Source organism: Alteromonas stellipolaris, from assembly GCF_001562115.1.
Classification (GTDB): Bacteria; Pseudomonadota; Gammaproteobacteria; order Enterobacterales; family Alteromonadaceae; genus Alteromonas; species Alteromonas stellipolaris.
This window is the reverse complement of sequence record NZ_CP013926.1, coordinates 1,097,847-1,121,530: the sequence shown is the minus strand read 5'-3', so window position 1 is coordinate 1,121,530 and position 23,684 is coordinate 1,097,847. Positions and strand designations below refer to the sequence as shown.

The 23,684-nt window shown below is 43.7% G+C and carries 22 protein-coding genes; 7 read left to right on the top strand and 15 right to left on the bottom strand.

Annotated features, from left to right (window positions below):
- From AVL57_RS04615 to galE, 4 genes are all read left to right on the top strand, one after another.
- Positions 1-1,125 (top strand): KpsE/RkpR family capsule polysaccharide export protein, encoded by a 1,125-nt coding sequence (locus AVL57_RS04615; protein ID WP_057793485.1) that lies wholly within the window; start codon positions 1-3, stop codon positions 1,123-1,125.
- A gap of 354 nt (positions 1,126-1,479) precedes the next feature.
- On the top strand, positions 1,480-3,000 hold the full coding sequence (locus AVL57_RS04610) for a peptide MFS transporter (protein WP_057796319.1): 1,521 nt from the start codon (positions 1,480-1,482) through the stop codon (positions 2,998-3,000).
- 144 nt (positions 3,001-3,144) lie between these two features.
- A complete protein-coding gene (locus AVL57_RS04605) occupies positions 3,145-3,447 on the top strand; it encodes a DUF6170 family protein (protein ID WP_057796321.1) in 303 nt (100 codons plus the stop codon).
- Positions 3,444-4,466, top strand: coding sequence for a UDP-glucose 4-epimerase GalE (gene galE, locus AVL57_RS04600; RefSeq protein ID WP_057793487.1), 1,023 nt, complete (start codon positions 3,444-3,446; stop codon positions 4,464-4,466). Before AVL57_RS04605 ends, galE begins: the two co-directional genes overlap by 4 nt.
- Positions 4,467-4,617: 151 nt before the next feature.
- Here the strand turns inward: galE and AVL57_RS04595 are convergent, their stop codons facing one another.
- From AVL57_RS04595 to ccmA, 10 genes are read right to left on the bottom strand one after another with little or no spacing between them, the layout of a single operon-like run.
- Entirely contained in the window at positions 4,618-5,478 is an 861-nt protein-coding gene (locus AVL57_RS04595; protein WP_082605058.1) for an MlaA family lipoprotein, read from the bottom strand.
- Complete coding sequence (ccmI, locus tag AVL57_RS04590) at positions 5,478-6,806, bottom strand: c-type cytochrome biogenesis protein CcmI (protein ID WP_057793491.1); 1,329 nt, start codon at positions 6,804-6,806, stop codon at positions 5,478-5,480. Before ccmI ends, AVL57_RS04595 begins: the two co-directional genes overlap by 1 nt.
- Positions 6,803-7,246, bottom strand: a complete 444-nt coding sequence (locus AVL57_RS04585) for a cytochrome c-type biogenesis protein (RefSeq protein WP_057793494.1) — start codon at positions 7,244-7,246, stop codon at positions 6,803-6,805. The genes ccmI and AVL57_RS04585 overlap by 4 nt, the downstream gene beginning before the upstream one ends.
- A complete protein-coding gene (locus AVL57_RS04580; protein ID WP_057793496.1) occupies positions 7,243-7,881 on the bottom strand; it encodes a redoxin family protein in 639 nt (212 codons plus the stop codon). Before AVL57_RS04580 ends, AVL57_RS04585 begins: the two co-directional genes overlap by 4 nt.
- Positions 7,878-9,923: a heme lyase CcmF/NrfE family subunit gene (locus AVL57_RS04575; RefSeq protein WP_057793498.1), complete on the bottom strand. Its 2,046-nt coding sequence runs from the start codon at positions 9,921-9,923 to the stop codon at positions 7,878-7,880. The genes AVL57_RS04580 and AVL57_RS04575 overlap by 4 nt, the downstream gene beginning before the upstream one ends.
- Positions 9,924-9,925: 2 nt before the next feature.
- Positions 9,926-10,480 (bottom strand): cytochrome c maturation protein CcmE, encoded by a 555-nt coding sequence (gene ccmE, locus AVL57_RS04570; RefSeq protein WP_057793500.1) that lies wholly within the window; start codon positions 10,478-10,480, stop codon positions 9,926-9,928.
- A 35-nt stretch (positions 10,481-10,515) separates the two neighbouring features.
- Positions 10,516-10,731: a heme exporter protein CcmD gene (ccmD, locus tag AVL57_RS04565; RefSeq protein ID WP_057793502.1), complete on the bottom strand. Its 216-nt coding sequence runs from the start codon at positions 10,729-10,731 to the stop codon at positions 10,516-10,518.
- A complete protein-coding gene (locus AVL57_RS04560) occupies positions 10,731-11,480 on the bottom strand; it encodes a heme ABC transporter permease (RefSeq protein WP_057793504.1) in 750 nt (249 codons plus the stop codon). Before AVL57_RS04560 ends, ccmD begins: the two co-directional genes overlap by 1 nt.
- Positions 11,480-12,148 carry a heme exporter protein CcmB gene (gene ccmB, locus AVL57_RS04555; protein ID WP_013785234.1) on the bottom strand — a complete coding sequence of 223 codons (669 nt, stop codon included), beginning with the start codon at positions 12,146-12,148 and terminating at the stop codon, positions 11,480-11,482. The genes AVL57_RS04560 and ccmB overlap by 1 nt, the downstream gene beginning before the upstream one ends.
- On the bottom strand, positions 12,145-12,798 hold the full coding sequence (gene ccmA, locus AVL57_RS04550) for a cytochrome c biogenesis heme-transporting ATPase CcmA (RefSeq protein WP_057793506.1): 654 nt from the start codon (positions 12,796-12,798) through the stop codon (positions 12,145-12,147). The genes ccmB and ccmA overlap by 4 nt, the downstream gene beginning before the upstream one ends.
- A 184-nt stretch (positions 12,799-12,982) precedes the next feature.
- On the opposite strand from ccmA, the gene fliK reads away from it, so the two are divergent.
- Positions 12,983-15,496, top strand: a complete 2,514-nt coding sequence (fliK, locus tag AVL57_RS04545) for a flagellar hook-length control protein FliK (RefSeq protein ID WP_057793508.1) — start codon at positions 12,983-12,985, stop codon at positions 15,494-15,496.
- Positions 15,493-15,804 carry an EscU/YscU/HrcU family type III secretion system export apparatus switch protein gene (locus tag AVL57_RS04540; RefSeq protein WP_057793511.1) on the top strand — a complete coding sequence of 104 codons (312 nt, stop codon included), beginning with the start codon at positions 15,493-15,495 and terminating at the stop codon, positions 15,802-15,804. Before fliK ends, AVL57_RS04540 begins: the two co-directional genes overlap by 4 nt.
- 6 nt (positions 15,805-15,810) lie before the next feature.
- On the opposite strand, the gene AVL57_RS04535 is transcribed toward AVL57_RS04540, so the two are convergent.
- The 5 genes from AVL57_RS04535 to AVL57_RS04515 all read right to left on the bottom strand — a co-directional run bounded on the left by AVL57_RS04535 (position 15,811) and on the right by AVL57_RS04515 (position 20,656).
- Positions 15,811-16,563 carry a hypothetical protein gene (locus AVL57_RS04535; protein ID WP_057793513.1) on the bottom strand — a complete coding sequence of 251 codons (753 nt, stop codon included), beginning with the start codon at positions 16,561-16,563 and terminating at the stop codon, positions 15,811-15,813.
- Positions 16,564-16,664: 101 nt separating this feature from the next.
- A complete protein-coding gene (locus tag AVL57_RS04530) occupies positions 16,665-17,861 on the bottom strand; it encodes an ABC transporter permease (RefSeq protein WP_057793516.1) in 1,197 nt (398 codons plus the stop codon).
- The gene (locus AVL57_RS04525; RefSeq protein ID WP_057793518.1) at positions 17,845-18,651 is read right to left on the bottom strand and encodes an ABC transporter ATP-binding protein; all 807 of its coding nucleotides are present in this window, start codon (positions 18,649-18,651) and stop codon (positions 17,845-17,847) included. The genes AVL57_RS04530 and AVL57_RS04525 overlap by 17 nt, the downstream gene beginning before the upstream one ends.
- A gap of 221 nt (positions 18,652-18,872) precedes the next feature.
- Positions 18,873-19,913 (bottom strand): recombinase RecA, encoded by a 1,041-nt coding sequence (recA, locus tag AVL57_RS04520; RefSeq protein ID WP_057793520.1) that lies wholly within the window; start codon positions 19,911-19,913, stop codon positions 18,873-18,875.
- Between the two features lie 254 nt (positions 19,914-20,167).
- On the bottom strand, positions 20,168-20,656 hold the full coding sequence (locus AVL57_RS04515; RefSeq protein ID WP_057793522.1) for a CinA family protein: 489 nt from the start codon (positions 20,654-20,656) through the stop codon (positions 20,168-20,170).
- A gap of 292 nt (positions 20,657-20,948) precedes the next feature.
- Between AVL57_RS04515 and mutS the strand changes: the two genes are divergently transcribed.
- A complete protein-coding gene (mutS, locus tag AVL57_RS04510; protein WP_057793524.1) occupies positions 20,949-23,594 on the top strand; it encodes a DNA mismatch repair protein MutS in 2,646 nt (881 codons plus the stop codon).
- Positions 23,595-23,684 lie beyond the last annotated feature (90 nt).

Below are 23,684 nucleotides of genomic sequence, written 5' to 3'. Positions count from 1 at the left end.
GTGGAAAAAACGCTTACAAAACTGAATGACCTGATGAAACAGCACAAAACTCTTTTGCTTGTGCTACCTTGGTTTCTATATGCTTTCTATCTCATTGTATGGGCAGCCCCTCAATACGAGAGTCAAAGTCAGTTAATCGTAAAATCTAGTGATGGCGGCAGTAGTTTTGACCCTTCTTCATTACTTATGTCGGCAGGCATGGGTTCCAGTGGATTTAGCAACGAAAGTCAATTAGTAGAAGCCTATATCAAATCTGCAGATATGATTAAGTACTTAGATGAAACTATTAACCTAAGAGAACATTATATGTCTGACGAGGCCGACTTTTTTAGTGGTCTATCAAGTTCTCATAAACAAGAAAGCTTCTATCAGTTTTATTTAGACCACGTAGAAGTGAGTGTAGATTCAGCTTCTTCTGTTATTTCTCTTCGCACACGTGCGTTTAACCCCGAATTCGCCCAAGTCATAAACCGAGCTATCGTAGTAAAAGCGGAAGAGTTCATAAACAATATCAACAACAATCTGGCCAAATCGAAGCTGACGTTTGCTAAAGGCGAGCACGAAATTGTAGAGCAGAAACTTCAACAAGCTAAGACAGAAATTTTAGGCTTTCAGTCTAAATATAATGTGCTGGACCCCACCGCGGAAGGCGCAGCTTTTCAGCAAATCGCGTTTTCATTAGAAGCCACCTTGGCACAAAAGAAAGCAGAGTTGAGTACCATTTCAACCATGATGTCTGATGCTGCACCTGAGGTGATTAATATCAAGCGAGAAATCGGTGCGTTGCAACGTGAAATCAATAAACGCAAAGAGCAGATTAGTACTTCAGATCCAAACAACGCTGACACTGACCTTTCTGTCGGTGAACTAATGGCGCAATACAGCAACCTACAGGTTCAATTGCAGTTGGCTATTCAGGCATTTTCTTCTTCACTTATTACTCTTGAAAATGCCCGTGTAGAAACTTATCAAAAGTTACAACACTTGGTGACTATTGAGTCGCCTACCTTACCAGATGATAATAAGTATCCAACGGTCGTTTACAGCTTAGTCTTATTTGGCGTAATACTTCTATTGCTTTATGGCATCATACGAATTGTACTGGCCACAATTAGAGAGTTGTAAGGGTCAATACCTAGAAACTTATTTGTATCGCACTTAGAACTGTTCATAGTAAGATTAGTAATATAAGTGCGATACAAATTTTCAAGTAAACAGGAGAAAATACGCTGTTTTCTCTTTCATTATTTGAACTGCCTCTCTATAACACTCCTAAAGTACAACCTAAACGACAACGCTCAATTTTCAAACAAAACTTGCTTTTGACAGTCTTAAAAGTGGAGTTTAACGTCCAAATCTTGTGTCTTCACTCGAGCTTTAGTATAACGGCTTATCCTATATTGGACCTATATCAAAAGAGCGTATGTATTAAGCGCTCTACTATAACAACCATAATTAATATGGAATGATAACGTGACTATAAAAAAATCTAACGACACCAGCTTTTTCGGCCATCCAGGGGGCCTTCGAACGCTGTTTTTCACAGAAATGTGGGAGCGCATGAGTTATTACGGTATGCGTGCCCTTCTTGTTTTATTTATGACAGCCAGCCTACAAACACAAGGGCTTGGTTTTACGGTAGCAACAGCTGGGGCAATCTATGGCCTCTATACCGGTGCAGTTTACTTTTTAGGTTTACCAGGTGGTTGGTTATCTGACCGCCTCATTGGTGGCAAAAAGGCCGTGTGGTACGGCGGTATTATTATCTTTTTAGGGCATGTAGTACTTGCTATCGACCTACAGAACTTATTCTTTGTAGGTCTAATTCTTGTAGCAACCGGTACTGGTCTATTAAAACCCAATATTTCAGCCATGGTTGGACAACAATATGGCGATGAAGATGCTCGAAGAGACAGTGGTTATGCCCTTTATTATATGGGTATAAACATTGGTTCTCTTATCGCTTATTTAGTAACAGGTTACTTGCAAGAAAACTGGGGCTGGGATTATGCCTTCGGTGCGGCAGCTATTGGTATGGCGATTGGTCTCATTCAATACTACTTTACTAACTCGTCGTTAGCTTCAGATTCAACTGCACCAACTAATCCCTACACCGGCAGTGCTAAGAAAACCGCGTGGACAGCAGTTATCGCGACCGTAGCCTTAGCTGTAGTAGTTATCGTTCTTGCTCACATGGGAACAATTGTTATTGACCCTCTGTTACTTGCTCAGCAAGTAGCGGTATTTTTCACCGCGGTATTTTTCTTATACTTTGGCTTTATCTACTTTAAAGGTGCGCTTAGCGATAATGAAAAAAGACGCATGTGGGCATTATTTTTAGTTTGCTTGGCTTCTGCGTGTTTTTGGTCTGGCTTTGAGCAGGCTGGCTCTTCATTGAACTTATTTGCACAGAACTATACAGATAGAGCTTTATCTGCCGGTTCAATCTTCACATCGTGGTTTGGACTTTCTACCATCCCTACTGTCTGGTTTCAGCTTTCAAACTCCTTATTTATTATTATTCTTTCGCCTTTCTTTGCTGCCCTTTGGATTAATCTTGCCAAGCGCATGATTGACCCATCATACACGCTGAAATGTGCGATTGGCCTTGTCATTATGGCGACAGGCTTTTTGGTTATGTTTATGGCCTCTCAGTACGCTGCACAAGGTTTAAAAGTAGCTCCTATGTGGTTAGTAACTACCTACTTTTTGCATACTGTAGGTGAACTGTGCTTAAGCCCTGTTGCGTTAAGTGCGGTAAGTAAATTGTCACCCAAACGCTTTGCGGGTCAAATGATGGGGGTTTTCGTTTTAACCTACTCTATTGGTAACATTATTGCCGGACTATTATCAGGTAATTTTGATCCTGAGAATGTAGCTGAAATGCCTAACCTTTACCTTCAAATCGCATTATTCAGTATTGCTATCGGTATTGTGATTGCCTTACTCAGCCTAAAATCGCGTTTTTGGGAAAAAGCAGGCGTTGAATCGAAGGCCTAGCTTAATTAATGAGAATATTAAAAAGGTGAGTAAATTCTGCTGAAAAGGACTCATTAGACCAATTGCGGTTTTAACCTTTCTTGCAATCACCTACAATAACCGCCGTTACACAATATGTGTCGGCGGTTTTTATTTGAGTACGCTATGAAATTTTATTTTTCCACCCGAAATATTCCTCAATTGAAGGGTCTCCCTCTTACCGAACGCGTTAAGCGTTTAGACAGAGCAGCATCGCGGATGACCGTTCCAGAAAAAACACTCATGAACGTGCTCAAGCTACTGGTTTTCATACCCGCTTTTGTGCTTATATTACAAACCGCATCGAACTGGACATCACTGTTGTGGGCGGGACTCGTATTTCTTCTCTACCCGCTATTAGTTAAACCGATACAACATTCTATATGTGCTAAATATTTGGCACCTAATTCAGACAAGGAGCATGCATGAAAACCATCTTGGTTACCGGTGGCGCAGGATACATTGGAAGTCATACTGTACTTCAACTACTCGAACAAAATTACAGCGTTGTTGTCCTCGACAACTTGGCGAATTCGAGTGCAGAGTCACTGAGACGCGTTGAGGCTATCTCGGGAAAATCGGTCACTTTCGTTCAAGGTGATATTCGCGACACTGCCGTGCTTGATGGTATTTTCAGTGAGCACAGCATTTACGCAGTAATTCACTTCGCGGGTTTAAAAGCTGTAGGAGAATCGGTTCAGCAGCCCCTGTCTTACTACGAAAATAACGTTTATGGCACGCTTACCCTGTGTAAATCAATGCAAAAGCACAATGTTAAGAACATTGTGTTTAGCTCTTCTGCCACAGTATATGGCGATCCTGCTGCCCTTCCTTTACGGGAAGATATGGCGACTGGACACCCAACCAACCCTTACGGCATGTCTAAGTTAATGGTAGAGCATGTGTTGGCTGATTTGTTTGTATCAGACAGCGAATGGAACATTGTGCTACTTCGTTACTTTAACCCAGTAGGCGCCCACGCATCAGGCAGCATTGGTGAAGATCCTAACGGTATTCCAAACAACCTTATGCCATATATATCACAAGTCGCTACCGGGAAATTAGCAAAGCTTAGTGTATTTGGTGACGATTACGACACCCATGATGGTACAGGCGTACGTGATTACATTCACGTAGAAGACTTGGCTAATGGACACTTAAAAGCGATTGATAGAATTGCTTTAAATATGGGTCTTGATAAATACAACTTGGGAACCGGCCAAGGTTACTCAGTGCTAGATATGATAAAAGCTTTTGAAAAGGCATCTGGTAAAACGATTCCTTATGCTATAGCACCGCGCCGTGGTGGCGATGTAGCTGCTTGTTACGCAGACCCAACTAAGGCAGCCACCGAATTGAATTGGCACGCTGAGAAAGGCTTAGAAGCTATGTGTGCAGACACATGGAATTGGCAATCACAAAATCCTCAGGGTTACCCTAAAGGTTAGTTAGCCAATTGTGTATGTAGTGAGGCAGCTTACAACAATACGCTGAGCAGAATCTAAAAAGCCCCTCAACGAATTTTCGTTCAGGGGCTTTTGTCTTTTAGGTATTTAGCTTAGTTAGCTGCAAGCTAGAGCTAAGCTAAATAGCTAAGAGTTAATGACCTTGAGGGCCGTCCTCTTCAGGGCCATCTGTTGAAGAGTCATCTTCAACATCCAATTCTTCATACTCAAGCATAGCTTCGAACTCGGCGAAGTCATCTAACTGTTCTTCTTCTATCGCCTTATCACCACTTTTACCGTCTGTAACTTTAAACGCAAGGTTTTCGAAATAAGCATTTTTTACAAATGCATAATCATCTACCGACTGCTCTAGCTGTTGCTCTTGGTCAATCAGTGAGGCACGCCCCTCTAATAAGGATACCAAATACCGTGCAATAGCAAACTGTCCATCAATAATTGCCATTGGGTATACCATACCGTCTACAACGTTACCGGAAAAGCTTCGAGGATCATTTGGACCAAGTGCAGGTAACATTAAGAATGGTCCCGTTCCTACGCCCCATTTACCCATGGTTTCGCCAAATTCTTCTTCTTTTTTGGTTATACCTATATGGTTAGCAACATCAATAGTGCCGAATAGTCCCACGGTCGAATTAAGCACAAAGCGGGCTAGGCTATCCATACCGTCGTCCACTTTGCCTTGAAACATATTGTTCATAAAGTTTGCAGGCTCTTGCAGATTTTCAGCAGCGTTGAACAAGCCAACACGTGCAAAATGAGGCATCACCGTGACATAACCTACCGTGATCGGGCGCAGTATGTATGCGTCTAACACTTCCCAGTTGAAGTCCCACATTACACGGTTTACTGGCTCTAGGGGATCCCTTGGGTCGCCCGCATCTTGTACTTGATTATTATTTTGATCAACTTGTTGAGAAGCTTGCTGAGTTGCACACCCGCCTAGCAAACTCGCTAACACAAGCGCAGTTACCGAGCCCCACTTTGAAAATTTAATCACAACAATTCCTTCTCTATCGTTACGTTGATATTTTTCATATTTTGAGGTGCCACTTCGATAACCTGACTACCTTCCCACTCACCGGGTGATACGGACACATCACCATCGGCAGATACACGCGCAGTAAGCGTAACTTTGCTCAGTGAGTCTAACGTGTATTGTGGCATCATTGCATTATCCGTATCTAATGCAATAGTGACAGGAAAATCTTGTAACGGGATCTTAACCACGGCTGCAGGCATTCTGTTTTCTGAGTTTGCATCTTGCGCAAACACGATAAGAAAGCCAGACTGAGGTAAGGCTGAACGCGCTTGCTCCGATACATTTACCGTAATATTAAAACCTGTTTTCGCACTAGATGTATTTTCAGTCGCAGGCGTTTGCGTAGCAGATGAATCATCTAGCGAATTGTTAACTAGCCCGTCCTTTTGCACGTCTAACACTTGCCCATTTGGCACTTGGCCTTCTAGAGCTTGAAGTTCTTGCTCTCGCATGGCGAGTCGCTGACCAATATCGTTTCCTGCGGGCAGCTTATCCTTTACTTGCCCATAATAACGAGTTAGGTTTTCTAAATCGCCTAACTGCGCAGACACCACCGCCATCATTAGCGCTAAATTATCATTTTCAGGTGTACTTTGTAATAACCTTGATAACACACCTTGTGCGCGATTAAGGTTATTCACATCCCCCGTGGTCATCAAAGCTTGGGCTAACGTAATTTGATGGGGAGTATTATCAGGTTTTAGTGCAACGGCCTTATCTATCGCTTCAATTGCTTGCACTTCTTGCCCTAAACTTAACATCAGTCGGCCCAAATTTAACCAGCCAGTATCATCTTCAGGTGCTTCTCGTAACCGCTGACGAATAGCCAATGCCAAGTTAACTACATCTTCAGGCCCCAATTCACTTCCATTGCCACTGGCTAATTGTGCGCTTAATTCCGGTAACGCAACAATAGCATCAGATGCACGCTGCACTTGGCTAAATTGATTTACCGAAGCATATACCACCACACCGGCAACGACGGCAACTAGGCCACCAACTAACAAAGGAATACTTGCAGTACCAGTACGAGTAGATTCAAAACTACTTTCATCAACCAGCGCGACTTTTAATTCATCCACCGCCACACGCATATCGTGCTCGGTGATTAAGCCTTCTTTCACTTCTCTTTCAAGCTCTTGCAACCGCTGCTTTACAATTTGCGTGTTGCTTAGGCTATCAGCTTTAGCGTGATTTTTTCTACGAAGCCAGGGGAATGCCAATAGCATTAGTACTAAGGTAATTAACCCTGAAACAACAATATAAAACTCGGTCCAACTCATTCTTTTTCCTGCTCAAGCAATGCATCTGCCTTAGCCAGTTTGGCTTTGATATCCTGCGGGGCTGTCGAAGATTTCCGGCGCACTACAAATAAAAGTGCGAAAATCACAAACAATACAGGTGCAGCCCATAACCACATAGTAGCAATCGTTACTGGTGGCTGGTAGTGCACAAAGTCGCCGTAACGGGCTTTCATGAAATCAATGACTTCCTGCTCTGACTTACCTTCTTTTAATAATGCGTAAACCTTACGGCGCATATCGTGGGCAATCATGGCGTCGCTGTCGGCAATATTCTGATTCTGGCACATAGGGCAGCGTAATTCGGCGGTCAAACTTAAAAATTGAGCACGTTGCGCGGGTGTATCAAAAGCAAAATTATCTTCAGCGCTAAAAACAGAAAAAGCGATAATTAGGGTCAAACAGGCCAATAAACGCTTCATTCCCCCACTCTCCCTGTATCATCAGTATCACTATCAACAACAATATTAGTTTCACCGTTCGCCTCTGCCACTAACTGCTGATAAAGCGGGCCCACCTTGTTTTGCCAAACACGCTCATTAATGTCACCAATATGATGCATGCGAATAACACCGTTGGCATCGAGTACGAAGTGCTCTGGGGCACCGGTAACCCCTAAATCTAAAGACGTATCGCGATACACATCAAAAATATTAAATGCATAAGGATTACCGTAACGCCTTAGCATACTGGTCACTTCTTGTTGAACTCGAGTGAGCGTTTTTGTACCGAAGTCAGGGTCAAGATCTTGATCAAAATATAAGCCCACAAACTTTACGCCCAACTCATTTTTAAGCTGAGTTAGATACGGCATTTCTACCGCGCATGTTACGCACCATACTCCCCATACATTCACAATAGTCACCTCACCTTTCAGTGACTCTGGTGTATAGGTTGTATCTGGCTGCATTAAGTCGGGTAAGGCAAATTCTGGCAGTGGCTTACCTTTAACTTGTGAATCTAGCTCTCGTGGGTCTGAAAACAATCCTTGGAACAAAAAAATCACCAGCATCGAGAACAGAACCAATGGAATGACAACTAAAGGTGCCTTTTTCATTGTGTGACCTCCTGACTACCGGCATCACTTGCATTTTTCTTATCTGCTTCAGAGTAACTTTCTTTTCCTGTTATCAGATTGATAGCCTTCGATACTTTTTTCACCTTGGCCATGCGGTAGCGTTTATCACTAATCGAGAAGATACCGCCAATCGCCATAATCACAGCGCCCGCCCACAACCACACTACAAACGGCTTAATGTAAATACGAACTGCCCATGCTCCATCATCAAGGGGCTCGCCCATAGCAATAAACAAATCTCGAGACACCGTAGAGTGGATAGCCGCTTCTGTCATTGGCATACGCTGAACGGTGTACATGCGCTTCTCTGGCTCTAAATGTACAACAAACTCATCCGCTTTGTTCACATCAAACACACCTACATCAGCGATGTAGTTTGGACCTTGGAATGGCTTAACATCGGTAAAAGTGAAAGCATAACCGCCAAGCTCGACTGTTTCTCCCACTTCCATTCGCACATCCCGTTCTAACTCATAGTTAGACACTAAAGTGATACCAATAATACTGATGGCAAAGCCGATATGACCTAATACCATACCCCAGTGACTTGGGGTGAGCTTACGTAGTTTTGTAAAGGTACCAACATTGCTTGGGTTTGCGCTAACCCGCTGAAGCACTTCCTGTACTGTGGTAACCAAAATCCAGAATACGAGGATCATACCTAGCATTCCCATGTATTGAGGCGTGTCGTAACTGAAGTTCACCAAAAGCGCTGCACTGATGGCAATACCAGCGGCAACCAACAATTGGTTTTTAAGTGCACCAGCGGTTTGATGTTTCCAGCGAGTTAGCGGGCCTAAGCCCAAAAACAATACAAACGGAACAATTAACAGCGTAAACATCTGGTTAAAAAATGGCGCGCCTACTGAAATACTGCCTAAGCCTAGTTCTTTATGAACCAGTGGCAATAAAGTACCTAGTAGCACTACTAACGTCGCGGCACACAAGAATACGTTATTTCCCATTAATAACACTTCACGGGAAAAGGCTTGATATCGACCAGGGCTTTTTAATGCAGACGCACGCATGGCGTAAAGTAATAAGCCAAAACCACTTAGCACGATAAGAATACCGAGTATAAATAGCCCACGGGTTGGATCGCTTGCAAAGGAGTGGACGGAAACTATCACCCCTGAGCGAACTAAAAACGTTCCTAACAAACTTAGCGAAAACGCCGCAATGGCCAGCAACACTGTCCACGACTTAAAGGCTTTTCGCTTTTCTGTGACCGCCAAAGAGTGCATCAGTGCGGTGCCCACTAACCAAGGCATAAAGGATGCATTTTCTACAGGATCCCAGAACCACCAACCACCCCAGCCAAGTTCGTAGTAAGCCCACCAGCTACCAAGGGCAATGCCTACGGTAAGAAACGCCCACGCAGCAATAACCCAAGGTCGTGACCAACGAGCCCACGTAGAATCGAGTTGGCCTGAAATCAACGCTGAAATAGCAAAAGCGAAAGCGACAGAGAAGCCAACATACCCCATGTATAACATTGGTGGATGAATGATCATGCCGAAATCTTGCAGCAGCGGATTTAAGTCACGGCCATCGACAGGAAAAAACGGCAGCATGCTATTGAAAGGATTTGAAGTAAGCAGCATAAACAAATAAAAACCAATACCCACCATTCCAAGAACCGATAACACCCTTGCGACCATCGTTAGAGGTATACCTCGGCTAAATATCGCTACTGCTACGGTCCAAATTGATAGCATCAATACCCACAGCAAAAACGAGCCTTCATGGCCGCCCCAGACTGCAGTAATTTTGTAAATAAGCGGAAGCTGGCTGTTGGAATGCTGCGCCACATACTCGACACTAAAATCATCAGTAACGAAGGCGTAGGTTAAACACAGATAAGCAATAAGGGTGAACACAAACAAGCCGATAGCCAGGGGTTTTGCGGTAGCCATGAGTGTATCATGACCACGATGAGCCCCCCATAGCGGATAGACTGCAAGCAAAATAGATAACACTAAAGCAAGTGTTAATGCGATATTCCCAATCTCAGGTACCATAACTACTGGGCTCCTGGTTTAAACTTTGGCTCTGACTCTGGCTTGAATTTAGAATTTGGTATCGCGTCATATTGATAAGAAGATGACGCATCGGTAACAGGCATATTGGCAGGCTTTTCATGCTTAATACCCTTCATTTTTTCCGCCAACTCAGGTGGCATGTATTCTTCATCATGCTTAGCCAGCACTTCTTGCGCGGTAATTTCTGTTGCCGAAGTAAGCACACCGGTAGCCACAATGCCTTGGCCTTCACGAAACAAGTCAGGCAGTATTCCTGTGTATGTCACAGTAACGATGGGCCCCGTATCTATTAAGTCAAAGGAAACCGCTAAACTTTTGCTGTCGCGGCTCACACTACCGGGCACAACCATGCCGCCAATACGAAGACGTTGACCAACATGAGGCATTTGCCCTTGCTTACCTTCAATAATTTCACTTGGCGTGTAAAATAAATCGATACTGTCGTTCAATGCATAAAGCATTAAGCCAATAGCGCTGGCAATTAACAGCCCAACAATACCCACTACCGCCAAACGCTGCTTTCTTCTAGGGTTCATGCAACTATCTCACTTTAAAAACTACTGACTACAACTTACTGTGCTGATGAAGCGTGTGATTTTTCTCTCGCTTCTTTAATTCGCACCTGACGCTGCTGTTCTTTTAAAACCGATTTCAGTAACCCTTTATGTTGGCGGAAACTTAATACCACTAGTAGTATCATTACGCCAAAGGTTACACCAAAAGATAACCAGACATAGAAGGCATAGCCTCCCATCTCTAAAAATGCTGAGAAAGAATCAAACTGCATTAGCTATTCTCACTTGTTTCGTGCGCTAACTTTTGCACCCAAGGACGATGCATTTCACGGCGCACAATTTCGCTGCGTAGCCTTACTGTGGTCACAGCCCCAATAAAAAAAGCAAAACCTAACAAGCTAATTAATAATGGCCACAACATTTCAGGCGCAATTGAAGGCTGATCAAATTTGCTGATGGTGGCACCTTGATGCAAGGTATTCCACCACTCTACGGAATAATGAATAATAGGAATATTCACCACACCGACTAACGCCATCACGCCTGCGGCTTTACCCGCTTGTTGTTTATCTTCAAAGGCGCCGTATAGCGCAATAACACCAATATACAAAAATAACAAAATAAGTTCTGAAGTAAGGCGTGCATCCCACACCCACCAAGCGCCCCACATAGGTTTACCCCATGCGGCACCGGTAAATAACGCAATAAAGGTCATCACTGCACCTACCGGTGCCATGGCTATCATGCTCATATAAGCCGTTCGCCACTGCCACACCATACCCACCAACGCTGCTATCGCCATCGCTACATAAGTGCCCATAGATAACATGGCGCTTGGCACATGAATGTAGATAATGCGAAACGAATCGCCTTGTTGATAATCTTGTGGTGCAAACGCTAGCCCCCACACCGTACCTACTAACAAGCACAACAATGCACCTACCCACAACCAAGGTTGCAAGGTCACGCACAATTGGTAAGCATTTTCTGTTTTAGCGTAAGGATGTAACCACTTCCACATCAGTTTTGACTCACTTTCAAAGAATAAGCTATGGCAAACGGCGCAGCGGCAGCAGCCAATAACAGCATGGCGCCAATAATAGCAAGTTGGGGATGATAAGGTAATTGCAGTGCGGCAGAATCTACAGCTGACGTGGCAAAAATCAGTAACGGAATAAAAACAGGGATTAAAAGTAGTGCTAAAAGTAGCCCGCCCCTCGCCAATCCAACCGTTAGTCCTACAGCAATGGCGCCTATTAACGACAGCAAAGGTGTGCCAATTAACAAAGTAAGCATTAATGCTATAAACATATCCATGCTTAGGTTTAAAAACATCGCGAGCAACGGTGACAATATTAACAAGGGCACGAAACTCACTAGCCAATGTGCCAGTACTTTAACCGTAGCAACGGCTGGCAGTGACATGCCACTTAATGTGTATTGCTCTAATGAACCATCAATAAAATCATCACGAAAAAGACGTTCCATCCCTAACAAGGATGACAATATAGCCGCTATCCAGATAACGCCTGGGCCAATACGTTGCAGTGTTTCAGGAGAAGGGCTTACGCCCAAGGGAAATAGGGTCACCACCATCAATAAAAACATGAGGGGTTGAACCAGCTCAGCTTTTTGCTGAAACGCAATCTGCATATCACGTTTGAATATACCTAGTAGCAACGGATTCAAAACCGGTACTCCAAATCAACACAGCGGTGCGTGCCCGCTTCAGAAGACAGTGCTTGGTGGGATGTGGTAATAATCATGCCCCTATCAGCCACATGCTGTTTCATTTTTCGCTCAAGTAATATTACGCCAGCGGTATCAAGGGCGGTGAAAGGTTCATCTAATATCCATACCGCTGCAGGCTTGAGCCAAAGCCGACTCAGTGCAACGCGACGTTGTTGTCCCGCAGATAAGAATCTGACGGGCACATCTTCAAGGCCAACTAGCCCTAAGTTTTCAAGAGCACGGTAAATAGTGTTATCGATATTAGATGCTTGGGTCAGATCTTTATTTTGAATACCGTGTTGCGCTAGCCAAAAGCGTAAGTTATCAATGGCAGACAAAGCGCCGTTCAAAGCACTTTTGTGGCCTAAATAAATAAGGTTTTTATAATATAATGAAGGATTGCTATTGATATTCACGCCGTCGAAAGTCACGTCACCGTGTTCGGGCGAACTCAAGCCAGTAAGGATACGCAAAAGGCTGGTTTTGCCTGCACCGTTAGGCCCACGCAAATATACTAATTCCCCTGCATTAAGATTTAACGAAAAATCGTCAAACAAAACACGATCGCGTTTTATGCAAGTTAGTCCAGATGCACATAAACCGGACACGCACGCTCCTTTACTATTGACTGTTCAAAACCGGCGTAGTTTATCACAGTAAGATTCTTTCGCAGTCGCGAATTATGATTAAATATGATTTACTTCAATCACAAACGCGGTGATATGCCTCGCTTATTACCTATACTTCATATAACCGATTAAACTCGTCGCTCACCTTGCCGATAAGCTCGTTATGACATCACAGTTAAGCGCACTGCTTTCAAATATTACTCAGAATACTTCAGGGTCGAAATCGTCGGCAGCATCTGTGCTGAATAATTTATCCCAAGCTGCTGCGCTTGATACCGCCGCGAAGGTAACCGTGGCGCGATTGCCCGAACAGATACTTGCTATTCAAACGCAAGGGCAACCGGCAACACAAGTTTCACTTTTGAAAAGCGCAGATTTACTGCCACCACAGCGCCCCCAGTTGATCTCTTTCAGTCAAAACGGCGGAACTCAAGCTGCCCTTATTAGCACTGAAACAGGAATGAGTACCAGTCAAGTTACGGCGATGCAGCTTAAAACCCTTTCACTTTCGTTAGCGACAATGTTGGCATCTATGCCGACCCCACAACAGAACATGCGCGTTAATGTGCAGGCAACTGTTACACAATTAACGAATAATCAACTGAGTCTATCGCTAGCAGATGGTCAGCAGTTAAACTTACAACTAAAGCCTGACGCCGCAGCGCAATTGAGTGGCGATATCAAAAACAATGGCAAGCTGGTTTCACTGTCACTTAATCAGGTGCCTGGTGATACGGGCAAATTAGCAGTTGCAATAACGTCATCGAAACAAACATACTTGGCGGCACAGGGTGCTCAATCAGCAGCTTCCACTTTACAAGCCGCCCCCTTATCGATAACAGATAGCAAAGTTTCGGCTGTCATCACCAATGCGTTGCGCTTCCAAGGTATCGCTTTCGGACATGGCAACCTAGGCAACGCTAATGTTCCAGATACAATTGCTAAGCAACTTCCGAATATTCAAACACAAAATACCTTGCAGCAGGTATCTATGCTTAGTCTTAAGGGCAATACACTAACATCGTATTCCGCTGCCAGTCAGGCAGTATTGAAGTTCCCTTCACCTGAAGGTAGTACTGTCATTCCAAGGGCTTCAGAGCAACTTGCCGCCAAACTTAGCGCTTTAGCTATTCCTGTGGGAGCAATAGTTGGAAAAGGGATTGGAAAAGGGGTTGAAAAAACGGCTGGAAATAATTCCATTGTGTCTGATACCACAGTAAAAACTTCGGCAAACGGTAGTGACAATTTAGTTCAACGAGCAAAAGCAGATAATGCTAATCAAGCGTCGAGTTCTCCATCAATTAAATCATCGCCGGAATTCTCAACCGCAGTAGATGGCAAAAGTGCTTTGATACAAGGGACTGATGTTCACAAAGCCATCATTACTTTATCTCGCGCTTTGCTTAGCCAGACAGGTTCTACCCAACAAGCGCTAACACAGTTAACGGCTATACTTAATGGGACTGTCGAAGGCAGCGATAAAACCACTGCCGTATTAAATCAAATAGCTAAGCAAATTACGGGAATAAACAGCAACGCATTACCCAGTGCTAAGCCACTATCTTCCCCCCAACCGGCTAATACAACTACCACATCGGCCTCATCTAATTCGAGCCAAGAGAGTATCGCTTCTACAAATGATGATACTGCTGGCATTAAGAAAGGCGCCGGAGATATAAATACAGGTAACGCTGATACCAGTTTGCGAAAAGGCATTTCTCAGCTAATCGCTTTGCTCGGTGGGTCGGGGAATGGCATTCGCGGAAATGCAACACAGGGCAACAACATTGGTTTCCCTTCAAATACAGCCCCATCAAGTGATAAAACAGCAACTCAAGCAACTAGTTTACAGGATGGAGACAAAAACGGTTTAGAGACAAAATCCTCAACGCCAAATACCCAACATAACACCCAGGCGACTCAAAATAACGCCGACGCATCTATAGCTTCGCGCATTCATGCGTTAATCAACGCCCCCGCTATCGCGGTAACGCCGCTAACCTTAACGTCTCCAATTGCGGCTTCCAATTTTGTGCAAGGTTTGGTGGCATTGTTACAGTTATCATTGGCGGGTAGAGCGCTATCAAAGCAACCCTCTCTTAAAGCACAAATTGATTCACCGGATAGCATTATAAGTAAAACGATAACGAATACGTCTGGTACTGTCCTCTCTAGCCGTGTTGCCCAAGATGTTGCCAATCTTGATAGTCGCACAAATTTACTGGCTAATTTAAAAACCTTATTGGCAAACCATCAACACAGCAAAGTCGCTCAGGCCGAAACTCGGGTTCAAGGGCAAGATAGTTTTTTCTATGCATTACCTTCTGTGACTCAACATTACGCACCCGCAGAACTTTTAGTGCAAAGAGAGCCTGACCGGCAACACGAAAAAGAGGGTAAAGACGGAGATCGACGTTTATGGAATGTCACCATGAAACTAGATATTGGTGATGCGGGCCAACTACTCGCTAAATCCAAGATAGACACCGATACCATCACTATTGACCTTTATACTTCCAACGAAACCGTACTGACTCGGGTTGCTGATACCTTGCCTTTTTTAGAGCGAAGATTAGCGGATTTAGGACTGAATGTTGAGAAAATGAGTTTTCAGCGAGGCCATATACCTGAAACATTAAATAAACGTCCGCATCAAATTTTTGAGACAAGAGTATGAGTGAGAAAGCGAAGCGTGCAATTGGGCTCAAATATGATGGTGGCGATAAAAAAACAGCCCCAAAAGTTGTCGCTAAAGGCTACGGCGACCTTGCAGAAGCGATTATCGCCATGGCTGAAGAGTCAGGCATTCTTATCCATGAAGACCCTTATCTTAGCGAAGTGCTTAGTACCTTAGATTTGGGGCAAGATATACCTGAATCGTTATATTTTGTTATTGCAGAGCTACTAGCATATTCCTATGTTCTACAAGGAAAAATACCGCCGGGGTGGGAAGGTGTGGTTAAGCATATAAATTATGAGTTATAAGTCTTTTCAAGAGGCTTTTAACCCAATCACTTTCGAGTAAATTTCCTTGGCATTGTTCAATAAAGTGGGTTCGAATTCCAACGCTAAGTCATTTTGCGTTTTTATTATTTCACCAGCAGATATGTTCAATGAAGGGTCACCATGACCAGCACTCCCGGTCTTCTTAAATTTTTTATATGAGCTGGTTAATTCGTCGCCCAGGCCCAACCAATTTTTAATTCGATTTAAAGTTTCAGATGTAGAATCAACAATATTATCAGAGTCGATCATCAGAACGCCTTCATATTTTTGAGCTATTTGGTATAAGTAATTGAGTCGATTTGTATAGTATTTAAGCATAGCATCGACATCTAGGTAACCTTCGTCACCAGTAACTTCTCCCATTTTAACAATACTTTTTACTGTTGCTTCTGGTTCCCGAACTAAAATTAAAATGTACACATTCTTTCTTTTTAAAATATCATGTGAAACAACAAAACTGTTATGTAGCAATTTGTCTAGAAAAAAGCCTTTCGTAGTTGATTGCCCAGTGTCTTTTAGCAATTCCACGTGCATTTTAAGAAGCGAACTTTTTTTAGGATAGTCATAGTGAAGTTCACCATACCCACACACTTCATCATGACTGCCAAGTACATGCGACAATAGGGAAGACCGACTGCGCATATGACTCAATATTAGAATATAATTTTGCTTTCCTAACAATACGCTCGGGTGTTTAAGAATTAAGAGCGCCTTATCTATTTTACTTTTAATTGACATTAGCTTGATATCCTATCAGCAATACAATTACATCATTGTTTAAAATCCATACTGACTTAAAACTCAATGAAGTTCAAGATAAGGCTAAAACACTATAAACGTTACCTAAATAGTACCTTCTCTTTATTAAACCAATACACACAAAATGCAATGAGTGCTGCGGCGATGGCTACTGTAGATGTAAATATGCCGAACAGAGCAAAGTAATCCATAGTGCCTTTAAATAGTTCTTTCATCGCTAACGCGACATTGGTAAGCGGCACCCAAATCCAACCCCCCTCTAATTTAACCCCAGGCATCATGGCAATCAGCACAGGGAAAATTACCACCATAATCAGCGCCCCCATGTAGCTTTGTGCTTCTTTGAATGAGCGAGCATAAATAGAAAGTGATAATAAGACCGCGGCAAATATCGCCACTACCGGTATTAGCATTAAAAAGATAAGCACAAAATCAATAATGCCGATCATCGCCATCACCTCAGCCACAAACTCAATCGCCATTCCTTGCGATAAGACAATGCCCCATATGGCCATGGAGGAAACGGTGATAAGGGCAGTAATTAGCCCCGCTATACCGATGGTCAAAAATTTACCTAGTACAAGCTTGTAGCGATCCATAGGCGATATCAACAACGTCTCTAACGTCCCTCTCTCTTTTTCACCCGCACCTAAGTCTGATGCTGGTGCCATAGCACCTTGTAGGCATAAAATGAAAATAAAATAAGGTAATAACCCACCTAATCGCTCGCCCCATACTTCACGATCATCCGCTATGTTTTCTTTTTCAATCACAATTGGCGCTAATAACGCTTGTTGCTGGGCTTCATCCAGTCCTAATTTAGCAAAAGCTGTCTTTTGAAATTCGTTGGTGTGAATATCAACAATTTCAGAGACTCGCCCCATTACTTTATTTAACCCAGCATCATTCAAATACAATTGAAGCTTATGCTGTCCAGAAGCAAGCACATCACTATTGAAGCTTTCAGGTATCACCAAAACAAAATCTACCGTTTCATTTTTAATGAGCTTGGCGTAGTCGGCTTCATCTTGTATATCCACCACCGTAAATTTATTGGTTTCACTAGCGAATTGCTTCGACATCTCTGGTGCATATTGCTCGCCCACAATGGCATATTTCAATACTACGTTTTCGGCTTTTTCAGTGGCTGAATTCATGAAAAACATCGCTACACCAAAAATCAATGGGAAAAGCAGCAAGGGCAGAACAATCATAAAAATAATGGTTTTGCGGTCGCGTAGTAACTCTTTGAATTCCTTTTTAAAGATTAACCACATTGCCCACCTCCCCTATATCCATTTTTAATGTTTGTAAGAAACTTTTATGCATTTGTCCGCCCGATAGCGCACTAAAGGCGGCAAGGGAATCGTTGAATACTGTTTCGCCTTGATTAATCACTGTTACTCGGTCGCAAAGCATTTGAACTTCATCTAAGTGATGGGTAGAAAAAATAACCGGCGTCCCTTTATCTTTAAGTCGTTGGATAAAGTCCATGACTGTAGACGTAGCCATAATATCTAAACCAGTGGTAGGCTCATCAAGCACTACTAAGGAAGGTTCGTGAATAACAGCGCGGGCAATGGCTGTTTTTTGTTTCATGCCAGATGAAAAATTTTCTGCGCGTCTGTCCAAAAAGCTCTGCATATCAAGTAAGTCAGCCATTTCTTCAATACGTGCTGATATTGTCGATTTATCAATACCATGCAATTCGCCAAAATAAGCAATATTTTCCCGCCCAGTCAGCCTGCCATACAAGCCGGTTGAGCTAGACAGAAACCCTATTTTTTTACGCGCAATAATTGGGTTGGCTAACACGTCTTCGCCATCAATCACCACGGTACCGCTATCTGGTTTAAGTGCTGTTGAAAGCATGCGTAATGTCGTGGTTTTTCCTGCGCCGTTTGGCCCTAGTAAACCAAGAACTTCTCCGTGACCACATGAAAACGAAACATCTTTCACTGATTGAAAGTAGCGCCCTTTTAATCGTGGATCCTTTTTCTCTTGCTCACTTAGCTTTTTGGGGTTATCCACCTCAAAGCGTTTAGCAAGACTAGATATTTCAATCATTATCCCTTCCCTTTTTTATTATTTAAATCGAATGCTTACCGTACTAGTCTTTGCCTTTCTATTTTTATTACAGCTTTACTGTTTTTTTATTTTAATTCAATGCAGAGTATGGAATTAAAGTGTTAAGAAGTATGTTTTTCGAGCACAAAAAAACCCACCATTTGGTGGGCTTTTCGATAACTCTAGAGCGCGACTATCTATTACAAATAGTACGTTGTGAGTTACTGCTGAGCATCATCTTCTGCAGCAGGTGCTTCTTCTACTTTCACTGTTTTAGGTAAAAGTAGCTCAGCGCGAATTTGTTTTTCAATCTCATCGGCAATAGCTGGGTTTTCTTTCAGGAACTTCATTACGTTCGCTTTACCCTGACCAATTCGGTCGCCTTTATAGCTGTACCAAGCACCGGCTTTATCAACCAATTTCTGCTTAACACCTAAGTCGATAAGTTCAGCTTCTTTACTGATACCTTCACCATAGCGAATCATGAATTCAGCTTGCTTAAATGGCGGTGCCACTTTGTTTTTCACTACTTTAACGCGAGTTTCATTACCAACCACCTCATCGCCTTCTTTAACCGCACCAATACGACGGATATCTAAACGTACTGAGGAGTAGAACTTAAGAGCGTTACCACCTGTTGTTGTTTCTGGGCTTCCGAACATTACACCAATTTTCATACGAATTTGGTTAATGAAAATACATAAGGTATTTGAACGCTTGATGTTACCTGTAAGCTTACGCAATGCTTGCGACATTAATCGTGCTTGTAAACCTACGTGTGAGTCACCCATGTCGCCTTCAATTTCTGCTTTTGGCGTAAGGGCAGCAACCGAATCAACAATTACTACATCAACACCGCCAGAGCGAACCAACATGTCACAGATTTCAAGGGCTTGTTCACCCGTATCAGGCTGAGAGACTAGAAGCTCATCAATATTCACACCAAGTTTTGATGCATAAATAGGGTCTAGCGCGTGCTCTGCATCTACGAAGGCACAGGTTTTGCCATTTTTCTGCGCTTCTGCAATTACCTGCAAGGTAAGTGTCGTTTTACCCGATGCTTCTGGTCCGTAAATTTCTACCACACGACCGCATGGCAAGCCGCCTATGCCCAAAGCGATATCAATGGTTAGTGAACCTGTAGAGATAGCCTCAATGTCCATCGCTTGGTTGTCGCCTAAACGCATAATTGCGCCTTTGCCGAACTGCTTTTCAATTTGCCCAAGTGCGGCACTTAAAGCTTTAGATCTGTTATCGTCCACGTCAATATCCTCTAGGATTAGCGGTTAAATTCTTTATTGATAATGTATTCGTTGAAGCTTTCTTCATTGATGCAGACTTCGTTAAGAGAACCTTCACTAGCACTGCTAACATTTATTGCATCAACATTTGCTTACCGACACCTTACCAAGTGTTGCGTGCATTCTATACTGTACAAGCATACAGTTTCAACCTGAGTTTTCATTTTATTTTGCTTATTGGGCTCTCATTGGATGCTTCTTGGCTGATCGTCGAATCAGTCAGCCAACATCGCTAATAGGTAAGTAATAGCAAATTCTATCGCATGCAAGCGAACGGCCTCGCGGTCTCCAGCAAAAACCTGTTTGATGTTTTCTTGCTTTTCACCGCAAATAAATCCAAACCAAACCGTACCCACGGGCTTTTCTTCGCTGCCCCCGCCAGGGCCTGCAATACCGCTTACGGTTACCACGACATTCGCGCCGCTTTTGTGCTTAACCCCCGCCGCCATCTCTTCAACGGTCTGCAACGACACAGCACCATACGCATCTAAGGTTTCTGGTTTTACGGCTAACTCACGCATTTTGGCGTCGTTTGAATACGTCACCCAACTTTGATTAAACCAGTCCGAACTGCCAGCAATACTGGTAAAGGCGAAAGCAATTCCGCCCCCTGTGCAAGATTCTGCGCTTGAGACCGTCCAGCTTTTGCGGCGAAGGGCATTACCTAACGCAGTCACCATCTCTGTTGTATTGTCAGATACCATGAATGTCCTTTTATTGCTATCGGCACTGTTATCAGCTTTGGCCGTAAGGCGTTAAACTGTGCTGATGTGCTAACAGGCGTCAGCTATCAATCTATTAATGAAAACAGGAAATGGTTGAAAATTCCGTACCCATATCAATAATACTCAGCAAACGTGAAAAGCGATTATTTTAGCACCCCTGCTCTTTTAATCACTCTTCTGTTAATAATTCTTCTGTTAATATAACAAATTGAGTTATCGCAAGTATCAGCAATAAAAAAGCACGAGGCATTTTTTGGAATCACACACTCCTATGATGCGCCAGTATTTAACGATAAAGGCGCAGCACCCTAACATTTTGATGTTTTACCGTATGGGCGACTTTTACGAGTTGTTTTTCGATGATGCCAAGAAAGCCGCAGAACTGCTTGATATATCGTTAACCGCACGGGGTAAATCCGGCGGCGATCCTATCCCCATGGCTGGTGTACCTTACCATGCAGTGGAAAGTTACTTAGCCCGCTTGGTAAAAATGGGCGAATCGGTAGCCATTTGCGAACAAGTAGGCGACCCTGCTACCAGTAAAGGCCCCGTTGAACGTCAGGTTCAGCGCATCGTTACCCCAGGTACGGTTACCGATGAAGCCTTATTAGAAGAACGCCGCGATAATGTATTAGCAGCAGTATGCGGCCACAGTATGCATTATGGCGTGGCGACATTAGATGTGACCAGTGGCCGTTTTGTAGTGGTTGAGTGCGACACCGACGATGCCTTGCTAGGTGAACTTCAACGAATTAACCCTGCTGAGCTGCTCTACCCTGAAGGGTTTGAAAGCTTACCGCTGATAGAACAGCGCAAAGGTTTGCGTCGGCGTCCCGAGTGGGAATTCGATATCGATACCGCTACCGAACAATTAACCGCTCAGTTTCAAACTAAAGAGCTTGCAGGCTTTGGCGTGTCAGACTTAACCAAAGGCATTGGCGCCGCGGGTTGTGTACTCCAATATGTGAAAGATACCCAGCGTACGGCGCTGCCTCATATTCGGCGCATTCAAAAAGAACAACAAGACAGCCGTGTACAGCTAGATGCTGCAACCCGCAGAAACTTAGAACTTACCCACAATTTAGCCGGCGGTATTGAAAATACCCTGTTTAGCGTAATGGATACGACCACTACCGCTATGGGTAGCCGGTTATTACAACGCTATATTCATTCGCCTATCACCGACCAGCACGAATTACATAACCGACAAGATGCTATAGAAGCACTAATCGACAATGAGCCAGAAGCTATTCGCAGCCATTTAAAAACCATTGGTGATATTGAACGCATAATGGCACGGTTGGCATTACGTTCAGCAAGGCCTAGGGATTTCGCAAGGCTCAAAAACGCGCTGAATACCCTGCCCGCCCTTCAAGAAGCGCTAGGGGCGTATAACGTTGCACAGCTTAATGAATTAAAACTGGCCATCAGTACCTACCCAGAGCTACAAACCTTATTAAATAACGCGATTATCGATAACCCGCCTGTGGTTATCCGCGATGGCGGCGTTATTGCAGAAGGCTTTAATAGTGAATTAGATGAGCTTCGAAAACTGTCTCAAGGTGCTACCGATTATCTCGACGCCATGGAGCAACGGGAACGTGAACGCACGGGAATTTCAACCTTAAAAGTAGGCTACAACCGGGTTCATGGTTTCTTTATCGAAATAAGCCGCGCTAATAGCGACAAAGCACCCGCCGAATATATTCGCAGGCAAACCCTTAAAAATACAGAACGCTTTATTACACCTGAACTAAAAGAGCACGAAGATAAAGTACTAACCAGCCAAGGCCGTGCTCTAGCCCTTGAAAAACAGCTTTATGAAGCGCTTTTCGATGAAATTGCACCATGCTTGAATGCGCTAATTGAAACCGCCGCAGCACTGGCTAAACTCGATGTACTATGCTGTTTTGCCGAGCGCGCGTTAAGTCTTGATTGGCATCGCCCTACGTTAAGTATGGAAAGTGCACTGACCTACGAAGAAGGCCGACATCCTGTGGTGGAACAGGTTATGAAAGACCCTTTCATTGCCAATCCATTAACGCTTAACGAATGCCAGCGTATGCTTATTATTACTGGCCCTAACATGGGCGGTAAATCAACATATATGCGCCAAACTGCCTTAATTGCGCTGCTAGCCTATATTGGCAGCTATGTGCCCGCACAAAACGCCCATATTGGTAAAATCGACAGGATCTTTACCCGTATTGGTGCATCTGACGATTTAGCCTCTGGTCGCTCAACCTTTATGGTAGAGATGACAGAAACTGCCAACATTCTGCACAACGCCACAGAGCATTCGTTAGTTTTAATGGATGAGATTGGCCGCGGCACCAGTACTTACGATGGTTTGTCATTGGCATGGGCATGCGCCAGCTATCTTGCTCAAAAGCTGAATGCTTACACCCTATTTGCAACCCACTATTTTGAGCTCACCGAGTTACCAGATACTGAAAAGAGCGTGGTTAATGTGCATTTAGATGCAGTAGAACACGACGATACCATCCGGTTTATGCATAGTGTACAAAATGGCGCGGCCAGTAAGAGCTTCGGTTTACAGGTTGCCCAGCTTGCGGGTGTGCCTAAACCTGTCATTAAAGCGGCGCAGCAAAAGCTCGCTATTTTGGAAAACGCGCATCTTATCTCTGAAACTGAATCCGGTGTTGGGAATACTACTGATAAGTCATCTAAAACTGCGGATAAAACTGGTAAGCAACACGCTAAAGCAACCAGTAAAAAAGCAGCTGTATCTTCAACTTCACCATCACAATCTCAATCTCAATCTCAGTCTCAACTGTTGTTCCCAGATAAACCGCATCCGGTTGTTGAAGCGTTGGAAAACTTATCACCGGATGAGCTTTCCCCACGCCAAGCGCTAGACCTCATTTACACGCTAAAGCGTTTAAGTCAGTCCTAAAAAGAAGCGCTAGCCTCAAAAGCTGCGCTCAAATAGGTAAAAGAAGCGATTGTGTGGGCAAACAGATTGTCTGCTCACACTAACTTGCGT